General features: G+C 63.3%; 20 protein-coding genes. 7 read left to right on the top strand and 13 right to left on the bottom strand.

What is annotated here, in order from left to right; genetic code table 11:
• Positions 1 to 54: 54 nt before the first annotated feature.
• The 11 genes from IC66_RS0126450 to IC66_RS0126400 form a co-directional block, all read right to left on the bottom strand.
• The gene (locus IC66_RS0126450; RefSeq protein ID WP_038949688.1) at positions 55 to 825 is read right to left on the bottom strand and encodes a hypothetical protein; all 771 of its coding nucleotides are present in this window, start codon (positions 823 to 825) and stop codon (positions 55 to 57) included.
• 244 nt (positions 826 to 1,069) lie between these two features.
• The gene (locus IC66_RS0126445) at positions 1,070 to 4,222 is read right to left on the bottom strand and encodes an efflux RND transporter permease subunit (protein ID WP_038949687.1); all 3,153 of its coding nucleotides are present in this window, start codon (positions 4,220 to 4,222) and stop codon (positions 1,070 to 1,072) included.
• Complete coding sequence (locus tag IC66_RS0126440; RefSeq protein WP_049806640.1) at positions 4,219 to 5,457, bottom strand: efflux RND transporter periplasmic adaptor subunit; 1,239 nt, start codon at positions 5,455 to 5,457, stop codon at positions 4,219 to 4,221. Before IC66_RS0126440 ends, IC66_RS0126445 begins: the two co-directional genes overlap by 4 nt.
• A gap of 64 nt (positions 5,458 to 5,521) precedes the next feature.
• Positions 5,522 to 5,767, bottom strand: coding sequence for a hypothetical protein (locus IC66_RS0126435; protein ID WP_038949685.1), 246 nt, complete (start codon positions 5,765 to 5,767; stop codon positions 5,522 to 5,524).
• 332 nt (positions 5,768 to 6,099) lie between these two features.
• Positions 6,100 to 6,657, bottom strand: a complete 558-nt coding sequence (locus IC66_RS0126430) for an HdeD family acid-resistance protein (protein WP_028143800.1) — start codon at positions 6,655 to 6,657, stop codon at positions 6,100 to 6,102.
• Between the two features lie 172 nt (positions 6,658 to 6,829).
• Complete coding sequence (locus IC66_RS0126425; protein ID WP_028143799.1) at positions 6,830 to 7,315, bottom strand: DUF992 domain-containing protein; 486 nt, start codon at positions 7,313 to 7,315, stop codon at positions 6,830 to 6,832.
• The gene (locus IC66_RS0126420) at positions 7,316 to 7,906 is read right to left on the bottom strand and encodes a hypothetical protein (protein WP_028143798.1); all 591 of its coding nucleotides are present in this window, start codon (positions 7,904 to 7,906) and stop codon (positions 7,316 to 7,318) included.
• Positions 7,903 to 9,015 carry an AI-2E family transporter gene (locus IC66_RS0126415; RefSeq protein ID WP_038949684.1) on the bottom strand — a complete coding sequence of 371 codons (1,113 nt, stop codon included), beginning with the start codon at positions 9,013 to 9,015 and terminating at the stop codon, positions 7,903 to 7,905. The genes IC66_RS0126420 and IC66_RS0126415 overlap by 4 nt, the downstream gene beginning before the upstream one ends.
• Positions 9,016 to 9,063: 48 nt before the next feature.
• Positions 9,064 to 9,306, bottom strand: a complete 243-nt coding sequence (locus IC66_RS0126410) for a hypothetical protein (RefSeq protein WP_038949682.1) — start codon at positions 9,304 to 9,306, stop codon at positions 9,064 to 9,066.
• 30 nt (positions 9,307 to 9,336) lie between these two features.
• Positions 9,337 to 10,776: a basic amino acid/polyamine antiporter gene (locus IC66_RS0126405; RefSeq protein WP_038949681.1), complete on the bottom strand. Its 1,440-nt coding sequence runs from the start codon at positions 10,774 to 10,776 to the stop codon at positions 9,337 to 9,339.
• A 131-nt stretch (positions 10,777 to 10,907) separates the two neighbouring features.
• Complete coding sequence (locus tag IC66_RS0126400) at positions 10,908 to 11,147, bottom strand: DUF6894 family protein (protein ID WP_240536541.1); 240 nt, start codon at positions 11,145 to 11,147, stop codon at positions 10,908 to 10,910.
• Between the two features lie 196 nt (positions 11,148 to 11,343).
• Between IC66_RS0126400 and IC66_RS0126395 the strand changes: the two genes are divergently transcribed.
• Positions 11,344 to 12,054 carry a Bax inhibitor-1/YccA family protein gene (locus IC66_RS0126395; protein ID WP_028143793.1) on the top strand — a complete coding sequence of 237 codons (711 nt, stop codon included), beginning with the start codon at positions 11,344 to 11,346 and terminating at the stop codon, positions 12,052 to 12,054.
• A gap of 20 nt (positions 12,055 to 12,074) precedes the next feature.
• On the opposite strand, the gene IC66_RS0126390 is transcribed toward IC66_RS0126395, so the two are convergent.
• Both IC66_RS0126390 and IC66_RS43670 read right to left on the bottom strand, forming a co-directional pair.
• Positions 12,075 to 12,578 (bottom strand): DUF1269 domain-containing protein, encoded by a 504-nt coding sequence (locus IC66_RS0126390; protein ID WP_028143792.1) that lies wholly within the window; start codon positions 12,576 to 12,578, stop codon positions 12,075 to 12,077.
• 207 nt (positions 12,579 to 12,785) lie between these two features.
• Positions 12,786 to 12,986, bottom strand: a complete 201-nt coding sequence (locus tag IC66_RS43670) for a DUF3551 domain-containing protein (RefSeq protein ID WP_049824252.1) — start codon at positions 12,984 to 12,986, stop codon at positions 12,786 to 12,788.
• 273 nt (positions 12,987 to 13,259) lie between these two features.
• Here IC66_RS43670 and IC66_RS0126380 point away from each other — a divergent pair, with 273 nt between their 5' ends.
• From IC66_RS0126380 to IC66_RS48000, 6 genes are all read left to right on the top strand, one after another.
• Entirely contained in the window at positions 13,260 to 14,366 is a 1,107-nt protein-coding gene (locus IC66_RS0126380; RefSeq protein WP_028143791.1) for an efflux RND transporter periplasmic adaptor subunit, read from the top strand.
• The gene (locus tag IC66_RS0126375) at positions 14,363 to 17,428 is read left to right on the top strand and encodes an efflux RND transporter permease subunit (RefSeq protein ID WP_038949679.1); all 3,066 of its coding nucleotides are present in this window, start codon (positions 14,363 to 14,365) and stop codon (positions 17,426 to 17,428) included. Before IC66_RS0126380 ends, IC66_RS0126375 begins: the two co-directional genes overlap by 4 nt.
• A 143-nt stretch (positions 17,429 to 17,571) precedes the next feature.
• A complete protein-coding gene (locus tag IC66_RS0126370; protein ID WP_038949678.1) occupies positions 17,572 to 19,005 on the top strand; it encodes a basic amino acid/polyamine antiporter in 1,434 nt (477 codons plus the stop codon).
• A 26-nt stretch (positions 19,006 to 19,031) separates the two neighbouring features.
• Entirely contained in the window at positions 19,032 to 20,294 is a 1,263-nt protein-coding gene (arcA, locus tag IC66_RS0126365; RefSeq protein ID WP_038949677.1) for an arginine deiminase, read from the top strand.
• A gap of 145 nt (positions 20,295 to 20,439) precedes the next feature.
• The gene (locus IC66_RS0126360) at positions 20,440 to 21,261 is read left to right on the top strand and encodes an outer membrane beta-barrel protein (RefSeq protein WP_038949675.1); all 822 of its coding nucleotides are present in this window, start codon (positions 20,440 to 20,442) and stop codon (positions 21,259 to 21,261) included.
• Positions 21,262 to 21,290: 29 nt separating this feature from the next.
• Positions 21,291 to 21,492, top strand: a 202-nt coding sequence (locus IC66_RS48000) for a hypothetical protein (RefSeq protein ID WP_210161484.1), incomplete at its 3' end; no start/stop codon positions are given.

Genomic DNA, 21,492 nt, shown 5'->3' with positions numbered 1-21,492 from the left:
CCAACACCCAGCCATAAGTGCTCGACCGGCTACCGCGATCGCGGCCAGTTCTCGTCAATTTGGCCCAATCACAGCATCAGCGTGACGGCTGCCGCTGCGGATGATGACAACAAGGCCATTGCGAACGGTAAATCGCGCGCCGAGCAGTTTCCGCACCTTCTCCGTGATCGGAGAGGGAAAGGGAACGGTCTCTCCCGCGACGGGATCGCCGACTTTTATCGTCTCAGTCGCGGGGCCTGCAACTGGTGCAGGCTTGATATAGTCTCGGATAAGCTGAATCTCTTCACGTGACAGGATGAACGGAGCCGGGTCAGGCTGGGTCTCCGACGGCGGCTTGGGTGTTCCACTGCTTGCCTTTTCACGTATCTCATTGGTGCTTGCGATCTGATCGAGCCTGGCTACGCGTAGCTTGAGCGCGATGATGTCACGTTGCAGTGCTGCGATCTCCAGTTTGCGCGCGTTGACCTGCATGAAGACAATGATCGCGCAAACGCAGCTCACGACGAGGCCGACGCTCAGCAGTGCGATCAACCACCGCTCAAAGTTTCCCATCGACCCTCCGGTCGTCCGGGGGAGTCGATCGCGCTGGAGATGGCGCCGCCAGATGCGACGTCCTCGATCGATCCAATCGGTAGAGCCCGTTCCGCCGGTCGCCGCCTGGCCCGACCCAAAATGCGCGGGCGACGAGGTGGCTTCCTCTCGGTCCGGATCAACTGACGACGCCGTATCGACTTGCTCAAGCCCTAGATTCTCGGGGACGCGATCCCCCGTAGCCAGATGAGCGGCAGGGTGGAAGGGATCCATCTGCTTATCGAGCCGGCCCATCTCCGCTCTCCATGCCGCCATCTATCAACGCAGTTCCGCCGACGCGGCTAGAACAGGGTACCCGAGGATTCGATCAATCGGAACGGAAAAGGCTCCAGGCCCCCGGCGTGAGCCGCTCTAAGGGTAGCTTCAAGAGATCGGGCACCAACTGGATGCCAAGGTTCACCCGCGCGGATGCCGACCACGAGGACGGTAGCCGGTGAGGCGAGGATTGCCGGATGCAAGGGACACCTCCGAAGCCTGCCTAGACTGCATTGCGGTCGGGCGAATTCGGCTGACGGCTTGACTTGAAGGCTGCCTTCGCACGCTCACGCAGGCGCTGGAAAACCACGTAGAGCATCGGCACCATGAATATTCCGATCGAGCTTGCGGCCAGCATGCCGGCGAAGACGGCCGTGCCGACGGCGCGCCGGCTGAGGGCGGCTGCGCCGGTCGCGATCACGAGCGGCAAGAGGCCCAGGATGAAGGCCGCCGAGGTCATCATGACGGCGCGAAAGCGCATATGTGCGCCCTGGATCGCGGCCTCGTCGAGCGGCACACCGGCCTCGCGTTGCTCCTTGGCGAACTCGACGATCAGGATGCCGTTCTTGGCGGCAAGCGCGATCAGGACGACGAGGCCGATCTGGCCGTAGAGGTCGAGATTGAGGCCAGCGATCTTGATGCCGAGATAGGATCCGAGCACGCCGACGACGACCGAGAGCAGCACGGGGATCGGGATCACGGTGCTTTCATAGAGCGCGACCAGGAACAGATAGGCGAAGAGGACGGCGAGCATGAGCACGATGCCGGTCTGGCCGGCCGCCTGCTGTTCCTGGTAGGCGGTGCCGGTCCACGCGAAACCGTAACCCGACGGCAGAACATCCTCCGAGATCTGCGTCATGGCGGCGATCGCGGCCCCGGAGGAGATGCCCGATGCCGGGCTGCCGTTGACGGTCACCGAACGATAGTTGTTGTAGCGGGTGATGACCTGCGGCCCGGTCACGATCTTGAGGCCGGCGAGGGATCGCAGCGGCACCATCTCGCCCGAGTTGTTACGCACATGGATGCGCCAGACATCGGACGTATCGCCGCGATCGAGTGCTTCACCCTGCAGATTGACCTGCCAGGTGCGACCGAACAGGTTGAAGTTGTTGACGTAGATGCCGCCAAGCGTGGCCTGGAGCGCAGTGAAGATGTCGTTGACCGTGACGCCCAGCGCCTGGGCCTTGCGGCGGTCAATATCGAGATAGAGCGATGGATTGGTCGCCGTGAATGTCGAGAACACGCGCGCGAGCCGAGGATCGGCATTGGCCGCGCCGATCAACGCGTTCGTGACGCTGGAGATCGCGGCCGGAGCCTGACCTTCCAGGGCCTGCAATTGATATTCGAAGCCACCGCCGGTGGAGAGCCCGATGATCGGCGGCAGGTTGAACGGCAGCACGTTGGCTTGCCGGATCTGCGCGCCGGCGGCGAAGGTCTTGGCGATCAGCGCCTGTGCGGAATCCGTTGCCGTCTTGCGGTCGGCGAACGGCTTCAGTCGCGCCACCACCAGCGCACTGTTCGGCTCGGAAGCTCCGTCGAGTAGCGAAAAGCCGATCACCGCGAGGACGTGATCGACGGCCGGCATCTGTTTCAAGATGTCCTCGATCTGCCGGGTGATCTTGCTGGTCCGAGCTACCGATGCGCCGTCCGGCAGCTGAACCGAGGTGAAGAAGGCGCCCTGGTCTTCCTCGGGCAGGAAGCCCGTCGGGGTCACCAGCGACAGGCCGAAGATTGCTGCGGCAAAGGCGGCCACCAGGAGAAGCGACAAGGCTGCCATGCGCACGAGCCGGCGGACCGCGCCGCTGTAACGATCCCGCACCCAGTCGATGCCGGTGAGGATGCGGCCGATGATGCCGCGACGCTGTCCGGTGTGACGCAGCAACAGCGCGCAGAGGGCCGGCGACAGCGTCAGGGCATTCAATGCCGAGATCATCATGGCGGCGCTGATCGTCACCGCGAATTGGCGGAACAGCGTGCCCGAGATGCCGGGAATGAAAGCGATCGGCACGAACACCGAGAGCAGCACCAGCGTGATCGCGACGATCGGCGCGGTGATCTGGCTCATGGCTTTCTTGCTGGCCGCGGCCGGAGACAGATCAGGCTCCTCCGCCATGACACGCTCGACATTCTCGACCACGACAATGGCGTCGTCGACCACGATGCCGATCGCGAGCACCATTGCGAGCAGGGATACGGTGTTGGCGGAATAGCCGAGCGCGAGCAGAACGGCGAAGGTGCCTACGAGGCTTACCGGGACTGCGACGGCCGGAATCGCGGTGGCCCGCATGTTTCCGAGAAACAGATAGACCACGATCACAACCAGGACGAAGGCCTCGCCCAATGTCCACAGCACCTCCGTGATCGTGTCCCGGACAAAGGTCGTGGAGTCGTATTGCACAAGATAACCGAGCCCTGCCGGAAACCGGCCGGACAGCCGCTGCATCGTGTCCGCGACCGCGCGCGCGGTGGTCACCGCGTTGGCGCCGGGGGCGAGGTAGATCGCAATCGGAACGGCGGCTCGCCCGTCGATCCGGGCTTCGCTGTCGAGATTTTGCGCGCCCAGCTCGACGCGGGCGACGTCCCTGACCAGCAGCGAGGATCCGTCCCGATCGGCGCGCAGCACGATGTTGGCGAATTGATCGGCGGTGGCGAGGCGGCCCATCGTCTGCACGTTGAACTGGAACTGCTGATCGTCGCTGATCGGCCGCGCGCCAATGCGGCCGACGGGAGCCTGGACGCTCTGTGCGCGAATGGCGGCGACCACGTCCGAGGGGGTCAGGTTGAGGCTGGTGAGGCGCTGCGTATCGAACCAGATCCGCATCGAATAATTCATCTTGGCGAACAGATTGGCCTGGCCGACGCCCGGCGTGCTCGCAATCGCGTCCAGCACGTTGATGATGGCGTAATTGGTGATGAAGAGCGGGTCCTGCCGACCATCTGCACTGTGGAGCACCAGGAACTGCAGGATCGAAGAGGATCGCTTCTGGACGGTCACGCCCTGCTGTTGCACTTCCGTGGGCAATTGCGACAATGCGCTCTGGACGCGATTATTGACGTTGACCGTGTTGATGTCGGGATTGGTGCCGAGCGCGAACGAAACCGTCAGCGTGTAGCTGCCGTCGTTGCCGCTGGTCGACTTCATATAGAGCGCGCGGTCGACGCCGACCACCTGCGCCTCCAACGGCTGTGCGACGCTGCTCTCCACGACCTCGGCGGAGGCGCCGGGAAAGTTCGCGGCTACGGTGACTTGCGGCGGCACGATATCGGGAAACTGCGCCACCGGGATCTGCGTGAGCGCCAGTGCGCCGGCGATGGTGATGACAAAGGCGATCACCATCGAAAGACGCGGCCGGTCGACGAAGACGCTCGATATCATTGGCTGCCGCCCTTGGGGGTTCGGGGCAGGGGAGCGCGCGCCCCTTGCGGAGCCGCCTCGCCGGTTGAATCCTTCATGCTCGACAAGATCAGTGGACTTGCCGGCTCTGGAGAGATGGTTTGTCCGGCGCGAACACGCTGCAAACCTTCCGCGATCACCTTGTCACCGGCCGTCAATCCGCTGATGACGGCAGCGATCGTGGGAGTCGATTGCCCGAGCTGAATGCGCCGCTGCTCCGCCTTGTCGTTTGCGCCGACGACGAGAACGTAGTCGCCGCGCTGGTCGGACAGCACTGCTGAGCGCGGGATCGCCAGCACCTCGATAGGCTGGACTCCTTCGAGGACGACGGTGACGAATTCGCCGTTGGTGAGCTCGTGGACGGTAACGCCCGCCGCCGAGGGAGCGCGCAGGATCGGGTTGGCGATCTCTCCGCGCACCGTGATCGTGTCGGTGTTCTGCGCGATGGTGTTGTCGACGAAATTCAGCTTGCCGGATTGCCCATACATGCGCCCGTCGGGCAGCCGCAATCGGATCGTCACCGCTTCGAGGCCGCCTTGGGGGCCGTAGCGTTCGCGCAACTCGAGCCCCTGGCGCAGCGGCACCGGGAACGTGACATACATTGGATCCTGGCTGACGATCGTGGTCAGCACGCCCGAATTCGGACTGACGATGTTGCCTTCCGTCACGGCCGTGCGTCCGATCTTGCCGTCGATCGGCGCGCTGATGATGGTGTAGTCGAGGTTGATCTGCGAGGCCTGGACCTGCGCCTGTGCAGCTTTGACCTGCGCCTCGAGGCTGCGCTGGCTCGCGAGGGCGGCATCGTAGGTCGATTGCTGCCCGGCCGGTCCGCCAAGCAGGGTGCGGGCGCGCTCGGTGGTCAATTTGGCGTTCTCGAGCGTCGCTTCGAGCTGTGCTACCTGCGCCTGCTTGGCGGCGACATCCGCCTCGAACGGGCCGCGTTCGAGCCGGTAAAGCTGCTCGCCTTTCCTGATTTCCGCGCCCTCGGTGAACAGCCGCTGCTCCAGAAAGGCGGTGACGCGAGCGGCAATATTAACCTGGTTGATGGCCTCGATCCGGCCGAGAAACTCACTGCTCTCGGTGATCGGCCGCTGCGCCGCTTCGACGACGCCGACGGCAGGTGCGGGTGGAGCTGGCTGCGGCCGCGCGGGTTCGCCGGCCAACAATGTCACGAGGCTCGCCGCCAGCAGTCCGAGCCGGACGTCAGCAAGGTTCATCGTCCGCTCCCTGCACCAGGCTCGGAACTGCCGGCGTCAGGCCTCCGCGATTCGACCAGCTGAGCTAGTCCCGCGCGGTTCGGTTACTGCGTGCCGGCTCGTCGTAGCCCTTGCGATGGCTATAGAACATCAGCGCGATCAGGCCGCAGCCGAGCACCAGAACGAGGATCCCACCCGCCGCCAGCACGATGTTCCCGTATGGCGGCATCGAGGGCGTCGCCCTCCAGACTGACACGCAGAACCAGCTCGCGCCGAGGAAAAGCACTGCCAGCACGGCGACGAGGAGCCATTGGTTCTTGTTGCGTACCATTTCCTCATCCCCTTCGGACTACCAGCGCCATCCGCAATGACGGCGCCCACGATGCCACCAGCAAACCCAGCGGCGGCGTCGGCGCGGTCGCGGGCCCCAGCCAGGACGAGACGGGCCCCAGCCGGGTCGCGGCGGAGGTCCCCATTGCACCGGGATGGCGCGATCCTCCGGTGCCCGGCCGGCCCGAGAGAGATCGGGATCGACCGGCATTGCGTCCGCAACACCGATGAGGTGCGCGCCGGACGCTCCGATCGCGGCGGCGGCAATAGCGTTCATCGCAAGGCTGAGGAAGACGCGGCGACTGGGAGCATCCATGGTTGTTCTCTCCTCTGTTATCCGGTCGTTCGCACCGATTGCAGCGCATAGAGCAGCCATGCCAGGCCATGGGCAATCAGGTCGACGCCCAACAAGAAGCCGAGAGCCCAAGCGCTGATGGTGGGGAAGCCGAACAGGACCAGCACGCCGGCGATCACCGCGAAGACGCCCGAGATCAGCATCATCCATCCGTTCTGCCGCCAATAGGCAAAGCTCAGCACGCATCGAATGACACCCGAAGCGAACAGCACCGCGCCGAGGAAATAGGTCAGGATCAGCGCGCCCGAGACCGGCTGGGTGAGCAGCACGACACCGAAGGCGAGGTAGAGCGCGCCGAGCACGACTTGCCAAAGGAACCCGCCCCATCCCTTGGTCCAGAAGGCGTGGGCAATCTCGAATGCGCCGGCGGCGATCGCGATGAGCCCGATGAGCTTGACACTGACGACGGTGGCGAAGGCAAGGTCGCCGAGCGCGAGCAGGCCGGCGGCGATCAGGACGACGCCGAGGAGTGCACAAACCCACAGCGGCGGAGCAACCACGGCATCGAGACTCCCGCGACTGTCATACACTGTCATGCGATCCTCCTGGGCGGTTACGGCCCGATCGAGCATGCATCGGATCGTAACGTCGAACACCCGACGCCGACATCGGACGAAACCCTGAGCGGCGGGGCGGGAATGTTCTCATCCTCTCCCTGCGCGGACCGGCATCAAGAGCAGACCGAACCGCGGGACCGAGACGGCGGGATCAGAGACCGCCTCGCGGTCCCAATGTCAGATGAGTCACGCCAGCCGCGAGATTGAGCCCGATCGAGCGTTCGACCGAGATCGGCTGCAGCATCACGCTCCTCCGCGAGCCGCCGACCAGGACGTTGGCGCCGAGGCCGGGACCGAATGCAAAATTGCCGCTCGCGCCGACATAACTGCCGCGCAACGTGCCGGGGCCTATCCGCGAGTTCCTGGCGAAGACGGCCCAGGATAGCGCGCCGGCGCTGGTCACACCGATATCAACGCCGACGCGCCGTATCCGTCCCTCGTAGACGTACTGCCGGGGCGGGCGCAGCGCGTTGAACACGCAACGCAGCGCCTGCGTCGATCCAAGCACCAGTCCGACGCGTGGCTCCGAGGAGCACAGGAGCCTGCCGACCCTGAATCTCTCGGCTTGCGCGGGCGAGGTGACGGCGCAAAGAACGACGGATGCGCCGATGGCGGCAAGATATCTCAACGCTTGCATTCAATCCTCCCGTTGGCTCGTGATGTCCCTGGCGGCGCTCTGCGAGGGGCTGCCGTCCTGGCGCCACCAGAACGAGATGGCGAGGCCAATCAGCAGCACCGCCCCGAGCAGGAAGAAGAAGATGGATTGCTTCAGCCAGGATATCGCCGGAACGGCGGCGCCCATCGCAAGGCCAAGGAAGGCGATCTGCAACGACAGCAGGCTCAGGCCCGCAAGGAACGTGCCGAGCGCGAGCAACGTCAGCAGGACGAGTCCCGTTGCAGGGGTCGGAAGCAATTGCTGCACGCCGGAGACCAGCATGATGTTCATCGTGATCAGGACCGCGATCCAGTGCAGGGCCTGCGTCCAGATCAGCCGGATCTGGCCCTCCTTGCCCTCTATCTCCGGCCACTTGGTGACAACGCAGACCACGCCGATGGCGAGCGCCAGGAACTCCCAATAGCCGGTCAACGGCTGGTGCGAGACGTTGGTGTAGGCAACGCCGACGATGGCGAGCAGCAGCGCGACGACATAGGGAAGTTGCTGCCACAGGAAACGGGCCGTTGTCGAACGCGCCGGGGCATCATTCGAATGCGCTTCGAACTCGCTCATGGCTGCTCACTCGCAATCGATCGTGGCTTGGGTCCGCCACCCAGATAGTCCTCGACATAAAACCTGACGATCGCAACCCGACCGATCGCAACCAGCGGCATCGCGACCGCGACGCCCATGACGCCGAACTGAGCGCCGAGAAGGACGATCGCAACCAGCGTCCACGCCGGAGGGGTCTCGACCGCCTGGCGCTGGATCAGTGGGCCGATCACGTAGCCTTCGATCGACTGGATGATGGTGTACACGGCGACCGCCCAGATCAGGAGCGATGCGCCGAGCGGCATCGCGACGAGCGCGATCGGGATCGCGGCAACGATCGGCCCGAGATAGGGAATGAAGTTCGACAGACCGGCTTGAAGTCCGAGCACGAAGGGACCGGGCAGCCCGATGAGATAGAGCGCGAGCCACACGCACAACGTCATCAGCATGATGCGGATCAATTGTCCGACGAACCACAGCCGCATGACGTTGCCCATCTCGTCCATCACGGCGCGCGCACGGGCGCGATGGGAATGCCTGACCAGCGCGATCACGCTTTCGCGGTGGCCGGTGGGATCGAAAGCGAAGAGAATGCCGAGGAACAGGATCACCAGCACGGCGGTCAAGAGGCTCGACGCTCCGCCGAGCAGAAACTGAGCGTGGCTGAAGAACCGGCCCTGATCGGCGAACAGCCATTGTGCAAAGTCGCGGCCCCATTCCGGGCCGAGCAGGTCCACGCCATACGACAGCAGGTGTTCCTGGAGCAGATCAACCTGCGCATCCATCACTTTCAGAAGCAGGCGTGTCTGTTCCGGCAACTTGCGCGCGCCCCAGGCGAGGCCGAAACAAGAGAGCGCGGACAGAAGCAAGACAACGAGCGTCAACCGCCAGGCTCGTTTGAGTGGAAGGACCGGCGCCAAAGCTCGCGCCAATGCGTCCAGAAAGGCGGCGAACAGCACCCCGGCAAAGACAAGCAGAAGGCTGGAGACCATTTGCCAGATCAGGAATAAAGCGACGCCGGCGGCGAGGAGGGTGAGACCGACGGCTAGCAGGCTTGGCCGTCCGGCTTCTCCGGGCTCGTCGGCAGCGTTCTCATGCCGAGGGAGCTCTCGGTATTCTTCGGAGCGCATGCCGGAATCGCTGTCAGGTTGATCCATTGAAGGGGCCACTAGGATGTCTCAGGTGCGAAGGCGGCGGCTGCCATAATGCGGGTGTCTGCCGCCGCGATGACGCCAGTACCGGTGCTTTGTCGGGTTGGTGTTGGTGTTCGGGGGCGCCTCCTTTTTGGATGTGGCGGTCCCGATCTGCTTTGCCATCGCCGCGCTGTCGTCTTTCGATTGCGCGAGCGTGACGGTGGGCGGCGCCGCGACGGCCAGCAACCCGGCAAGGAGCAAGCTGCAACGCGTGATCGTCATGTTCATGTTCGCCTCCCTACAATCAAAGACGCTGGGTCAGATCGAAATGGCACCGACGGCGAGCCCATAGACTCCACCGGCCGCCGCGATTGCGACCGCCGCAAACAGGATGGCTTCGGTTCTCGTGAATGTGCTTTCCTTGCGCTCGCGTTTGGCCATCAGGAACAGCAAGGTTCCGGGCGCGTAGAGGATCGAGGACAGCAGGAGAAACTTTGGTCCGCCGGCGTAGATCATCGCGGCGGCGTAGAGCGTCGCAACGGCGGCACGGATCCAATCGGTCGTGCGGGCGCGCTCGCCGGCGTAATAGGTCTCGCCGGTCGATGCGAGCTTGAGGCCGTAGGCCGCGACGAGAACGTAGGGAATCAGCGTCATCGCGCTCGTCATCTTCAGTGCGAGCGTGAAGGCATATTCGGCGAACCAGCTGACGAGCAGAAACGCCTGGATCACACAGTTGGTCAGCCAGAGCGCACCGACAGGAACCTTGTTCGCATTCTCACGCGCGAGAAAGGACGGCATCGTGTGGTGCATCGCCGCCGAATGCAGGATCTCCGCGGCGAGCAGCGACCAGGACAGATAGTTGCCGAGGATCGAGATCAACAGGGCCAGGCTGATGAACACGCTGCCCCAGCGCCCGACCATTGATTCCATCACGCCTGCCATCGACGGCGTCGAAAGATCCGCCAGCTCGCTCCGCGGCAACACGCCGTAGGACAGCAGCGTCACCAGGACGAGCAGGCAGAGAACGCTCAAGAAGCCCACCACCGTCGCAATGCCGATGTCGGCGCGATTCCTGGCGTAGCGCGAATAGACGCTCGCGCCCTCGACGCCGACGAACACGAATACGGTAAGCAGCATCGTAGAGCGCACCTGGCTCAGCACCTGCTGGAGATTGGGCGGCTCAGTTCCCCAGAAATTCTGCACCAACAGGTCGCGATCGAGGACGAACGCGGCCACGACGATGAACAGGAGTATCGGAACGATCTTTGCGAAGGTTGCAATCGTGTTGAGCCTGGCCGCGCCCCTGATGCCCCGCAGCACGAGAAAGTGCACACTCCACAAAAGCAGTGTCGCCGATGCAATGGCCGTCGGCGTCGTGCCGTCGCCAAAGATCGGAAAGAACTGCCCGAGTGTGGCCTTGATCAGAATGAGACAGGCGACGTCGGCAAGACAGCAGCCGATCCAGTAGCCGGCCGCCGACGCGAATCCGATGTAGTCGCCGAATCCGGCCTTGGCGTAGGCATAAATGCCGGCATCCAGCTCCGGTTTGCGCTGCGACAGCGACTGGAAAACGAGCGCCAGCATGAGCATGCCCGTCCCTGCGATGATCCATGCGATGATCGCACCGAAGGCGCCGGTGGCACGCCCGAAGGCCGCAGGCAGGGCGAAGATGCCGGATCCCACCATCGATCCGATCACAAGCGCGATCAACGCGTTGCGCGAAAGCTCTTGATTGGCCTCGTTCGACGAAGACGCCATGACGGAGAATGGTCTCCCAATCCGCAACGCGGCGATGGTCGCATCTGCCGACCGCCCCCTGCGGACGACCTTAGAAGTGTCTGCCGCATGCGCACATCAGGGATTCTCTGTAGGTGGTGAGGGCAGAAAAATCAGCCGCCGCCCGGGGCTCCGCATGCCGTCTGCGGCGGGCTGGCCACAAGCACGACGCTGCCGCGGCAGAATTCACCGGCCTTGGCGAGCTCGGCGGCAAGGCGTCTGGCGTGCAGGATGGCTGCATCCTGATCTCGGCAGTCCTGTCCGATCCCGTCGGGAAAGAGGCCGTATCTGTCGGCGATGTGAAAGAAGAAGCGCATGGCATGGGTTAGATCGCGACCCGCGCCGGCTTCCAAGTGACAAAGCCGTAAGGAGCATACGCCAAAGGGCTTAGACGTCGTTCCAAGCTCTCGCATCGGTAATGTGCGGCATCCCTGCGATGCCTGCGACAGAGGGTAATTTCCACGGGCGGCATTCGGGTGATTGTCCGATGCCGTTCCGGAAGCCCGAGGATTAGCGTCGTCTCCCCGGCGAAGTCCAAAGGAGGCGGATGTGTCAAATTTCGATCAGAACCTGACTGCGGCAGAGCCGGCTGGCGGCGCGTCTGCGGTGGACGCTGGCCTGCATGAATACATGCTGCGCATCTACGCACACATGGCCGCGGGCGTCGGCTTGACCGCTGTCGTGGCCTGGCTGACCTATCAGCTCACCGGCCCGGCGCTGCTGCAGAGCCCATTGATGTGGGTCTTCATTCTGGCGCCGCTGGGGCTGGTTTTCTTCATCGGCTCGCGCATCAATACGCTGTCCGTGTCGACGGCGCGGCTGCTGTTCTTCCTCTACGCCGCCTTGGTCGGCGTATCGCTCTCGACGTTGTTCCACATCTACACGAACTCGTCGATTGCCCGGGTCTTCTTCATTGCGGCCGCGAGTTTCGGAGCGCTCAGCGCCTTCGGGTATACGACGCGACGCGATCTCTCCGGGCTGGGCACGTTCCTGTTCATGGGGTTGATCGGCGTCATCATCGCAAGCCTGATCAACATCTTTCTGTCCTCGAGCGCACTTGACTGGCTGATCTCGATCGTTGGCGTCGGCGTATTTGCCGGGCTTACGGCCTACGACACGCAGCGTATCAAGGCGATGTACGACAGCGCGGATGACCATACCGCTGCGGGTCGCAAGTCGGTCATCGCGGCGCTGTCGCTCTATCTGAACTTCATCAACCTCTTCATGATGCTGCTGCGGCTTGCGGGCGGCCGGCGCTGAGACAGGGAGGAACGGCGGCTTCAGGCCGCTGGCCGCTCTACTGCACTCGTCAGCGCATCGCGGAGGAGTTTTTCCTTCGTCTCGTCGAGTGACGTCTTGAGCACAACGCCGCCGGCGCTCTTGATCTCGTTGATCACCTTGTCCGCCGTCATGTGCTTGATCAAGACGAACAAGGCCGCGTTGCCGGGCTGGAGGCTGGTCGACAAGCTCTTCATGAAGGCGTCGTCGATGCCGAAGTCCGAGAGCGCACCGCCGAGCGCGCCGGACGCGGCGCCCACCGCGACTCCGAGGATTGGGTTCAGGAACAGGACGCCGATGAGAAGGCCCCAGAAGCTTCCCGTCATTGCGCCCATCGCAGTGGTATTGACGAGTTGATTGAGCTTGATGCCGCCCGCGTCCGTCTTCACGGCAATCACGGCGTCGCTGATTGTGATCAGATATTCCTTCTGCAGCTTGAATAGCTGCTGGCGCACTTCTTCTGCCTTTGCTTCCGACGGATACACGATCGCGACAAGATCGGACATTGACACCTCCCGTTGATCCAAATGCGAACCGGAGCAGTCGAAGCTACCGTGCAAGGAGACCCGCCGCGATTGGAGGAAACCCCGGACGTTGGCGGAGGAATGTCCCGATGGCGCAGGCACCGTTGCGGCATTCAGGCCCGGGTGGCGTACGACAACCAACAGCACGTCATTTACGCCGCCCGGCCGATATCGGACTGAGCGCTGCCGTCAGCGGCGGCGATTTTGCACGCAGGTGCCCTGCCGTCCGCTCACCGATGCGCGGCATTGGGAACGGGTCTCATACATGCAGTTGAGCATTCCCTTGATCTTCGAGCACCATGCCAGATCCTGCGCTTGTACGGGCGTCGACGGGCCCATCGCGCTGAGCGCAATGAAGATGGTGGCGGACAGCAAAGCCAGCTTTCTCATGTCGATCCTCCTAAGGTCGTGTGAATCATTCGGAGCCTGAGCGGCCGGTTCCCTTGCCACCTGCTGCTTTGGCGAGAGCGCCGCGGCGGGAGCAGGTGCAGCCTTAATGCACCGCTTGCGGCGTCCCCGGTATCGGGTGATTGCCTGACGTTGCCCTGGGAATCTTCTGACCGCTGCCGGAAGGTTCTCCGGACCACGATTGCATCGGTGATCGCTCAGTAGATTTACCGATGGAAGGGAGATGATCTATCGACAAGATTGTCAGTGGAGCAGTTGACCGATGATCATGTCATGCCGATGCGGCCGCTGAATATCGCGCTTGTCGCAGCGGTCGCCACGCTGCTGGTTGCCGCTTGTGAAAGGGACCCGGTGGAGGATACGTCCCCGGCGCCACGTCCGGTTCGTACGACCACGGTCGAGAAGCGCGAGCAGCTGACGCCGTTCACGTTCACCGGGCGCATCGAGGCGGAGGACGAGGTAAGCATTGCATTTCGAATCGGCGGGCGACTGCTTTCGAACAGCACCCGGCTTGGTGATCGCGTCCAGGCCGGCCAGCTTCTGGCGCAACTGGAATCGCAGAACGAAGCGAACGCGCTACGCCAGGCGCAGGCGGCGCTTGCTGCTGCGCAAGGCCAGCTCATTCAGGCCCGCAATCATTTCGAGCGTCAGCAGACGCTGCTGGCGCAGGGCTGGACCACCCGCGCCAACTTCGAAGCCGCGACGCAGGCGCAGCAGACCGCCCAATCGCAGCTCGATATGGCCGAAGCCCAGTTGAGCGCCGCCCACGATCAAGTCGGCTTTACCGAGCTGCGCGCCGATGCGCCGGGCAAGGTCACCGAAACCGGCCCCGCCGCCGGCGAGGTCGTCCAGGCCGGGCAGACGATCGCGAAGATCGCTCGCCAGGACGGTCGCGATGCGGTCTTCGATGTGCCCGCCCAACTGGTGAGAGCGGCGCCTGCCAATCTGCAGGTAACGGTCGCGCTCACGGACGATCCGGCAGTGACGGCGCAAGGGCGCGTCCGGCAGGTCGCCGCCCAGGCCAACCCGGTCACGCGGACCTTCGAGGTCAAGGTGGGCCTTACCGATCCGCCGGCTGCGATGCGGCTCGGGGCGACCGTGGTCGGGCGCGCCGAGGCGAGCTCCGGCCCGATGATCGGCATTCCCGCAACCGCGCTGACCAGGATGAATCAACAGCCGGCCGTCTGGGTCTTCGATCCCTCGGCCAATACGGTCTCAGTGCGGAACGTCGACGTGCTGCGGTTCGACCAGGCGCAGGTGATCGTCGCGCAAGGGCTTGATGCCGGCGAGATCGTCGTGACTGCAGGCGTTCAGGCCCTTCATCCAGGCCAGAAGGTGCGCGTGCTCGGGTCGGGGCGATGAGTGGATTCAACCTTTCGGAATGGGCACTGGGGCGACGCTCGCTGGTCGTCTACCTCATGCTGATAGCGGTGGCCGCCGGCGTCCTGTCATATTTCCGGCTGGGCCGGAACGAGGATCCCGCCTTCACGATCCGGACCATGGTCGTTCATGCCGTCTGGCCAGGGGCGACGGCCGACGAGACGATGAAGCAGCTGACGGAGCGCCTCGAGCGCCAATTGCAGGAGACCCCGCATCTGGATTTCCTGCGCAGCTTCACCCGGCCGGGCCTCACGACCATCTTCGTGAACCTCAAGGGAAGCGCCAATGCGCGGGATGTCTCCGATACCTGGTACCACGTACGGAAGACGATCGGCGACATTCGCCATACGCTGCCTGCCGGTGTCGTCGGGCCGTTCTTCGACGACGATTTCGGCGACACCTTTGGCATCGTCTACGGCTTCACCAGCGACGGCTTTGCGCAACGCGAGCTGCGTGACCGGGTCGAGGCGATCCGTTCGCAGCTCCTGGCTGTACCGGATGTCGCGAAGATCGAGCTGCTGGGCGCACAGGAGGAAGTGATCTTCGTCGAGTTCTCCAAGCAGGAGCTTGCAAATCTCGGCGTCGATCGCACGGCCCTGATCGCGGCGTTGCGGGCGCAGAACATCGTGATGCCGGCGGGAACGATTCAGACCGGCACGGAGCGGATATCGTTGCGGGTGTCGGGCAGCTTCCTGTCCGAGCAGGACATTGCCGATATCAACTTCGCCGCCGGCGGTCGCATGCTGCGCCTGAGCGACCTTGCGATGGTGCGGCGGGGCTACGCCGATCCACCCCAGCCACTGTTCCGGATCAATGGCCGTCCGGCGATCGGGCTTGCCATTGCCATGCGCGACGGCGGCGACATCCTCGCGCTGGGCAGGAACGTCAAGGCGGAGATGGCGCGGATCACTGCTGATCTGCCGATCGGGATCGAGCCGAGCCTGGTGGCCGACCAGGCCGTCGTCGTGGGCAAAGCGGTCGGCGAGTTCATGACCTCGTTGTTGCAGGCGATCGCCATCATTCTGGTCGTGAGCTTCATCAGCCTCGGTGTTCGTCCGGGCCTGATCATCGCGCTGGCGATCCCGCTCACGCTCGCGATCGTGTTTCCGGTCATGGCGGTCCTTCACATCGACATGCAGCGCATATCGCTCGGAGCCCTGATCATTGCGCTTGCCCTGCTGGTCGATGACGCCATGACGACAACGGACGCCACGCTCATTCGCCTGGCGTTGGGCGACAGCAAGGTCGAGGCCGCCAGCTACGCGTTTCGGACCCACGCGCTTGCCATGCTTGCGGGGACGCTCGTGACAATCGCGGGCTTCATTCCAGTCGGCTTTGCCGCCAGCGCCGCGAGCGAATACACGTTCTCGCTGTTCGCAGTGGTCGCGATCGCGCTGCTGGCGTCCTGGTTCGTCGCGGTGATCTTCGCGCCACTGCTCGGCGTTGCCATCCTTGTCCCGCCAACGCAGAAGGGCGCTACGACTCCCGGACGGGTGTTCCGGCTGTATCGACGATTCCTGATATCGGCGATCCGCGCCAAGTGGTTGACCCTCGGTGGGACGGCCGCGCTGTTCGCCGCCTCCGTGCTCGCGCTGCCGCTCGTCCCGCAACAGTTCTTTCCGTCCTCCGATCGGCCGGAACTGCTGGTCGATCTCAGCCTGCCGCAGAATGCATCGATTTTTGCCAGCGAAACCGCGGCAAAGCGTCTGGACAAGATGCTCACGGGCGATCCCGATGTCGCGCATTGGAGCACCAATGTCGGGCGCGGTGCGATCCGGTTCTATATGCCGCTCAGCGTCGAATTGCCGAACGACTTCTTCGCGCAGGCGGTCGTCGTGGCCAGAGACATTGGGGCGCGTGAGCGGCTGCATGGCAAGCTGGAACGATTCCTCGCCGATGAGTTTCCGAACGCGATCTCGTCGGTGTCTCCGCTCGGCCTCGGTCCCCCGGTCGGATGGCCACTGCAGTATCGCGTCAGCGGTCCGGACGTCGAGCGGGTACGCGATATCGCACTCGACGTCGCACGGATCGTCGGGGCCGATCCGGCCGCCAAGAGCGTGAATTTCGACTGGATGGAGCCCGATCGCCAGGTGCGGATTCGCGTCAACCAGGACGAGGCCCGCCTTCTCGGCCTCAGTTCGCAGACGATTTCCACCGTTCTGAACACCGTGATATCCGGCACGCCGGTCACGCAGGTGCGGGACGATATCTACCTGGTCGATGTGGTGGTCCGCGCAACCGACGAACAGCGCGTCTCGCTGGCGAGCTTGCGCACGTTGCAGATGCCGATCGTGGGCGGGCGAACCGTTCCACTGAGCCAGTTTGCATCGTTCGAGTATGATCAGGAGTTTCCTCTGATCTGGCGACGAGATCGCGTGCCCACGCTCACGGTTCGGGCCGCCATTGCCGACCGCGTGCTGCCGGAGACGGTCGTCAACAGGCAGGCCGCGGCCATGGCAAAGCTGAAGGCGGCGCTGCCGGCTTCATACCGCGTCGTGGTCGGTGGCACGGTGGAGGAAAGCCGGAATTCGCAGGCGTCCGTCATGGCGGTGGTGCCTGTGATGCTGTTCGTCATGTTCACGGTCCTGATGGCCCAGTTGCAGAGCTTTCCGCGATTGTTGATGGTCGTCAGTGTTGCGCCGCTCGGTCTGATCGGCGTCGTCGCAGCGCTGCTGTTGTCGGGCCGGCCGTTGGGCTTCGTCGCCATTCTCGGTGTCCTTGCGCTGCTCGGCATGATCAGCAAGAACGCGGTCATCCTGATCGGTCAGATCGAGGCGGAGCGTTCACTGGGGAAGGGGCCCTGGCTGGCCGCGGTGGACGCCAGCAGTTCCCGCTTTCGTCCAATCATGCTGACGGCCATCTCCACCGTTCTCGGCATGATCCCGATTGCGCCGACGGTGTTCTGGGGGCCGATGGCCTTTGCGATCATGGGCGGACTGCTGGTTGCGACCGGTCTGACCCTGGTTTTCCTGCCGACACTGTATGTCGCCTGGTTCGGCGGAAAGGAGCAGGCCGAAGCGTCCGGCTCTTCGTTCGCGGCCTGAGAGCGTGTGGGCAGTGAGGGTAATCCCGGACCTCGACTAGGTAATCACCTGATTGGCCATGCGTGCCCCACGGCGCATCGTCCGGGTCGCAGCGAGCGAAGCGGCCGCCGCGCCGACCATCACTCGCGGTCCGAGGCTTTCACATGAGCGCGACGCCGTCGATCCAGAAGCTTTCGCTGTTTGCTCTGACGGCCATGGTGGTCGGCTCCATGGTCGGTTCCGGCATTTTCTCACTGCCGCGCACATTCGGCATCGCAACCGGTCCATTCGGCGCCATCTTCGCCTGGTGCATCGCCGGCGGTGGCATGTACACGCTGGCGCGCGTGTTTCAGTCGTTGGCGGAGCGAAAGCCTGAACTCGATGCTGGTGTCTACGCCTATGCGAAAGCAGGTTTCGGCGATTATCCCGGCTTCTTGTCGGCGCTTGGATATTGGATGGGAAGCTGCATTGGCAACGTGTCGTATTGGGTCCTGATCAAGTCGACCTTGGGCGCGTTCTTTCCTGTGTTTGGTGACGGCAATACCGTCATCGCGATCATCGTTGCCTCGATCGGGATCTGGCTTTTCCACTTCATGATCCTGCGTGGCGTGCAACAGGCCGCCGCGATCAACACCATCGTGACCATTGCCAAGATCGTGCCGATCCTGGTCTTTATCGTCATCCTGATCTTCGCCTTCAAGGCCGACCAGTTCCGCGACAATTTCTGGGGCGGCGAGGGCATGCCGGACAAGGGCCTCTTCGAGCAGATCCGCGCGACCATGCTGGTCACGGTGTTCGTGTTCCTCGGGATCGAGGGCGCCAGCGTCTATTCCCGCTATGCCAAGGAGCGATCCCATGTCGGCGCGGCGACGATCATCGGCTTTGTGATGGTGACCAGCCTGATGGTGCTCGTCACCATGCTGCCCTACGCCGTGCTGCCGCGTCCCGACATCGCCGACATGCGTCAGCCGTCCATGGCAGCGGTGCTGGAGGCCGTGGTGGGACATTGGGGCGCGGTCTTCGTCAGCATCGGACTTCTGGTTTCGGTGCTCGGGGCTTATCTCGCCTGGAGCTTGATCTGCACCGAAGTTCTTTCGGCCGCGGGCCGCACCAGGGATATGCCGGCCCTGTTCGGCACCGAGAACGAGAACAAGGTCCCGGCGGCGGCGCTGTGGCTGACCAACATCGTCGTCCAGCTCTTCGTCATCAGCACCTACTGGTCGCGGGACGCTTTCTCGCTGATGCTCAATCTGACGAGCGTCATGAATTTGATCCCGTTTTTCCTGGTCGCAGCCTACGGGCTCCTGCTGGTCAAGCGGGGCGAGACCTATGAGAAGCGTCCGGACGAGCGTCGAAGCGGGCTGGTCTTTACCGGAATTGCGCTGATCTACACGCTCTTCCTGATCTATGCGGCCGGAATGAAATATCTGCTGCTGTCGGCCATCCTCTACGCGCCCGGCACGGCACTGTATTTGTGGGCACGCCTCGAGCAAAAGGCGAGAGTCTTCACCTTCGTCGAGTGGATCATCTTCATTGTCGTTGCGATCGGCGCGGTCATCGGCATTCATGGCCTGGCCACCGGCTACATCACGATCTGAACGGAGCGGTTCCGGAGATAGGCCCCATGACAAAGCAGACATCGGATGCAGGGATTCCCTTCGGTGTTCATTCGGAAGTCGGCCAGCTGCGCAAGGTGCTGGTCTGTTCGCCGGGGCGGGCTCATCAACGTCTGACGCCGACGAACTGCGACACCTTGCTGTTCGATGACGTCCTATGGGTCGACAATGCCAAGCGCGATCATTTCGATTTCGTGCAGAAGATGCGTGACCGCGGTATCGAAGTCGTCGAGATGCACAATCTCCTCGCCGACACGGTCGCCATTCCGGAGGCGAGGACGTGGATTCTCGACAACCAGGTAATCCCCAATCAGGTCGGCCTCGGCCTGATCGACGAGCTGCGCGGCTATTTGGAAAGTCTCAAGCCGCGCGAGCTGGCGGAGACGCTGATCGGCGGATTGTCGACCCAGGACTTTCCCGAAGCCCGCGGCGGCGAGACGCTCAGGCTCATCCGCGAAGCGGCCGGCATGACCGAGTATCTCCTGCCGCCGCTTCCCAACACCCTGTACACGCGCGATACGACCTGCTGGATCTACGGGGGGGTTACGCTGAATTCGCTGTTCTGGCCGGCGCGCCACGAAGAGCCTATCCTCGCCGCCGCGATCTATAAGTTCCATCCGGATTTCGCCGGCAAGGTCAATGTCTGGTGGGGCGATCCGACACAGGATCACGGCCTTGCGACGCTCGAGGGCGGCGACGTGATGCCGATCGGAAAAGGCAACGTGCTGATCGGATTGAGCGAGCGCACCTCGCGGCAGGCCATCAGCCAGCTCGCCGCCGCCCTGTTCAAGAAGAAGGCGGCCGAGCGCGTGATCGTGGCCGCCATGCCCAAGCTCCGAGCGGCGATGCATCTGGATACGGTCTTCACGTTCGCCGATCGCGATTGCGTGCTGCTTTATCCGGACATCGTCAACAATATCGCGGCATTTTCCTACCGTCCGGCCGACAGCTCCGCAGGCGTCGAACTGCGCAAGGATGAAAAGCCCTTCGTCGAGGTCGTCGCAGAGGCGCTTGGGCTGAAGAAGCTGCGCGTGGTCGAGACAGGCGGAAATGCCTATATGCGCGAGCGAACCCAGTGGGATAGCGGCGCCAATCTCGTCTGCGCATCCCCGGGCGTCGTGTTTGCCTATGACCGCAACACCTACACCAACACGCTGCTGCGCAAGGAGGGCATCGAGGTCATCACCATCGTTGGCGCGGAACTCGGACGTGGTCGCGGCGGCGGTCATTGCATGACCTGTCCGATCATCAGGGACGCAGTCGACTATTAGGCCCGCAGCAGCGGCCCTTGCGGCTGTTTGCGAAACGATGATCGATCTCATCAACCCATGATTTAATCGAATAACATTAACACGCCACAATCGTGTCACAGCCTGACGCGAATCCCGATGCACGCGACAGCCATCGAGGGACGCCATGCGAAGGTCCAGAATTCTTCTGCCGATCTTTGGTCTGTTCGGCGCAAGCACGGCAGGCGCAGCCGACCTTGATGTCACCGAGTTCAAGACGATCGCGGCCCCTGTACCGTACACCTCCGCACCATCCTGGAGCGCCGTCGGTTCCATCGCGCCCACCTTCACCGACAACGCCCTGTTTACCCGGGACAACCGCAAGTCGGATGTTTACTACGTGCCCGACGTGAGCGTCCGGCTGGACGGGAACCTCAGCAATGACCTGTCGTACCGCCTCTATGCACGCGCGCAATATGAAGCGTTTTCGCGGGAGAAGGACGGCAACTTTGCCGTCGCGCGGATGGGCGGGCGCCTGACCCAAAACTGGGACGGCTGGCGTTTCTCCGCCATTTACGAGCATCGCTACGATTTTGACGGTATCTACCGCGACCTGGCCTTCACCTCGAACGATGTGATGGGCTCGGTTGCGCGTGACTTCCGCTTCGACAACGCGACGTTTTCGCCGTTGCTGCTCCTGACCTATCGATTTTCCGACCTGGCGGAGGCGCGCCGCTGGCGCTTCGACGCCGTGCTCGGTATCGAGGTCAAGCTCGATTCCAAATGGTCGATTGTCAGCACGCCACTGTTCGAGGCTTACTGGTTCACCGATGGGCTCAATAGCGGGCGGCGCGATCAGCTCTATTCGGCAGACGTCGGCCTGAAGTATAATTTTGCGAGCAATGTGTCGCTCACGACGACCGTGCTGTACGAGGCTCGAACGTCGAACGTGCCGCTACGGCGATACAGGGACGTTCGCATCGGCCCTCGTCTGGATTTCGCATTCTGAGAGGTATCCGATCGATGCACGCAAGAGGCTTGTCGCTGTTGATCGGCATTGTTGTGGGCATAGCGGCGGTATCCCTTGCCGCCGCCGATCCACGCGATGCCGTCGATCGAAGCCAGCGTCTTGATACCGATGCGCTTCGGGACGATGCTGCGACGAACCGTTTGACGCTGCCATCGCATCCCCTGCAGATTGCGCCACCTCCGACGGCTCCGAAAGCAAGGACGGAACGCA

Origin of the sequence: Bradyrhizobium genomosp. III (assembly GCF_000261705.1) — a bacterium.
GTDB classification, from domain to species: Bacteria; Pseudomonadota; Alphaproteobacteria; order Rhizobiales; family Xanthobacteraceae; genus Bradyrhizobium; species Bradyrhizobium ottawaense.
This window is presented reverse-complemented; position numbering and strand designations above follow the sequence as displayed.

What these genes read in the sequence shown, in the direction of transcription:
- IC66_RS0126415 (WP_038949684.1), bottom strand. Translation starts at nt 9,015, where the DNA reads ATGCGCTCCGAAGAATACCGAGAGCTCCCTCGGCATGAGAACGCTGCC.
- IC66_RS0126405 (WP_038949681.1), bottom strand. Translation starts at nt 10,776, where the DNA reads ATGGCGTCTTCGTCGAACGAGGCCAATCAAGAGCTTTCGCGCAACGCG.
- IC66_RS0126435 (WP_038949685.1), bottom strand. Translation starts at nt 5,767, where the DNA reads ATGGTACGCAACAAGAACCAATGGCTCCTCGTCGCCGTGCTGGCAGTG.
- IC66_RS0126430 (WP_028143800.1), bottom strand. Translation starts at nt 6,657, where the DNA reads ATGACAGTGTATGACAGTCGCGGGAGTCTCGATGCCGTGGTTGCTCCG.
- IC66_RS0126450 (WP_038949688.1), bottom strand. Translation starts at nt 825, where the DNA reads ATGGGCCGGCTCGATAAGCAGATGGATCCCTTCCACCCTGCCGCTCAT.
- IC66_RS0126360 (WP_038949675.1), top strand. Translation starts at nt 20,440, where the DNA reads ATGCGAAGGTCCAGAATTCTTCTGCCGATCTTTGGTCTGTTCGGCGCA.
- IC66_RS0126410 (WP_038949682.1), bottom strand. Translation starts at nt 9,306, where the DNA reads ATGAACATGACGATCACGCGTTGCAGCTTGCTCCTTGCCGGGTTGCTG.
- IC66_RS0126390 (WP_028143792.1), bottom strand. Translation starts at nt 12,578, where the DNA reads ATGTCCGATCTTGTCGCGATCGTGTATCCGTCGGAAGCAAAGGCAGAA.
- arcA (WP_038949677.1), top strand. Translation starts at nt 19,032, where the DNA reads ATGACAAAGCAGACATCGGATGCAGGGATTCCCTTCGGTGTTCATTCG.
- IC66_RS0126420 (WP_028143798.1), bottom strand. Translation starts at nt 7,906, where the DNA reads ATGAGCGAGTTCGAAGCGCATTCGAATGATGCCCCGGCGCGTTCGACA.
- IC66_RS0126425 (WP_028143799.1), bottom strand. Translation starts at nt 7,315, where the DNA reads ATGCAAGCGTTGAGATATCTTGCCGCCATCGGCGCATCCGTCGTTCTT.
- IC66_RS43670 (WP_049824252.1), bottom strand. Translation starts at nt 12,986, where the DNA reads ATGAGAAAGCTGGCTTTGCTGTCCGCCACCATCTTCATTGCGCTCAGC.
- IC66_RS0126375 (WP_038949679.1), top strand. Translation starts at nt 14,363, where the DNA reads ATGAGTGGATTCAACCTTTCGGAATGGGCACTGGGGCGACGCTCGCTG.
- IC66_RS0126370 (WP_038949678.1), top strand. Translation starts at nt 17,572, where the DNA reads ATGAGCGCGACGCCGTCGATCCAGAAGCTTTCGCTGTTTGCTCTGACG.
- IC66_RS0126445 (WP_038949687.1), bottom strand. Translation starts at nt 4,222, where the DNA reads ATGATATCGAGCGTCTTCGTCGACCGGCCGCGTCTTTCGATGGTGATC.
- IC66_RS0126440 (WP_049806640.1), bottom strand. Translation starts at nt 5,457, where the DNA reads ATGAACCTTGCTGACGTCCGGCTCGGACTGCTGGCGGCGAGCCTCGTG.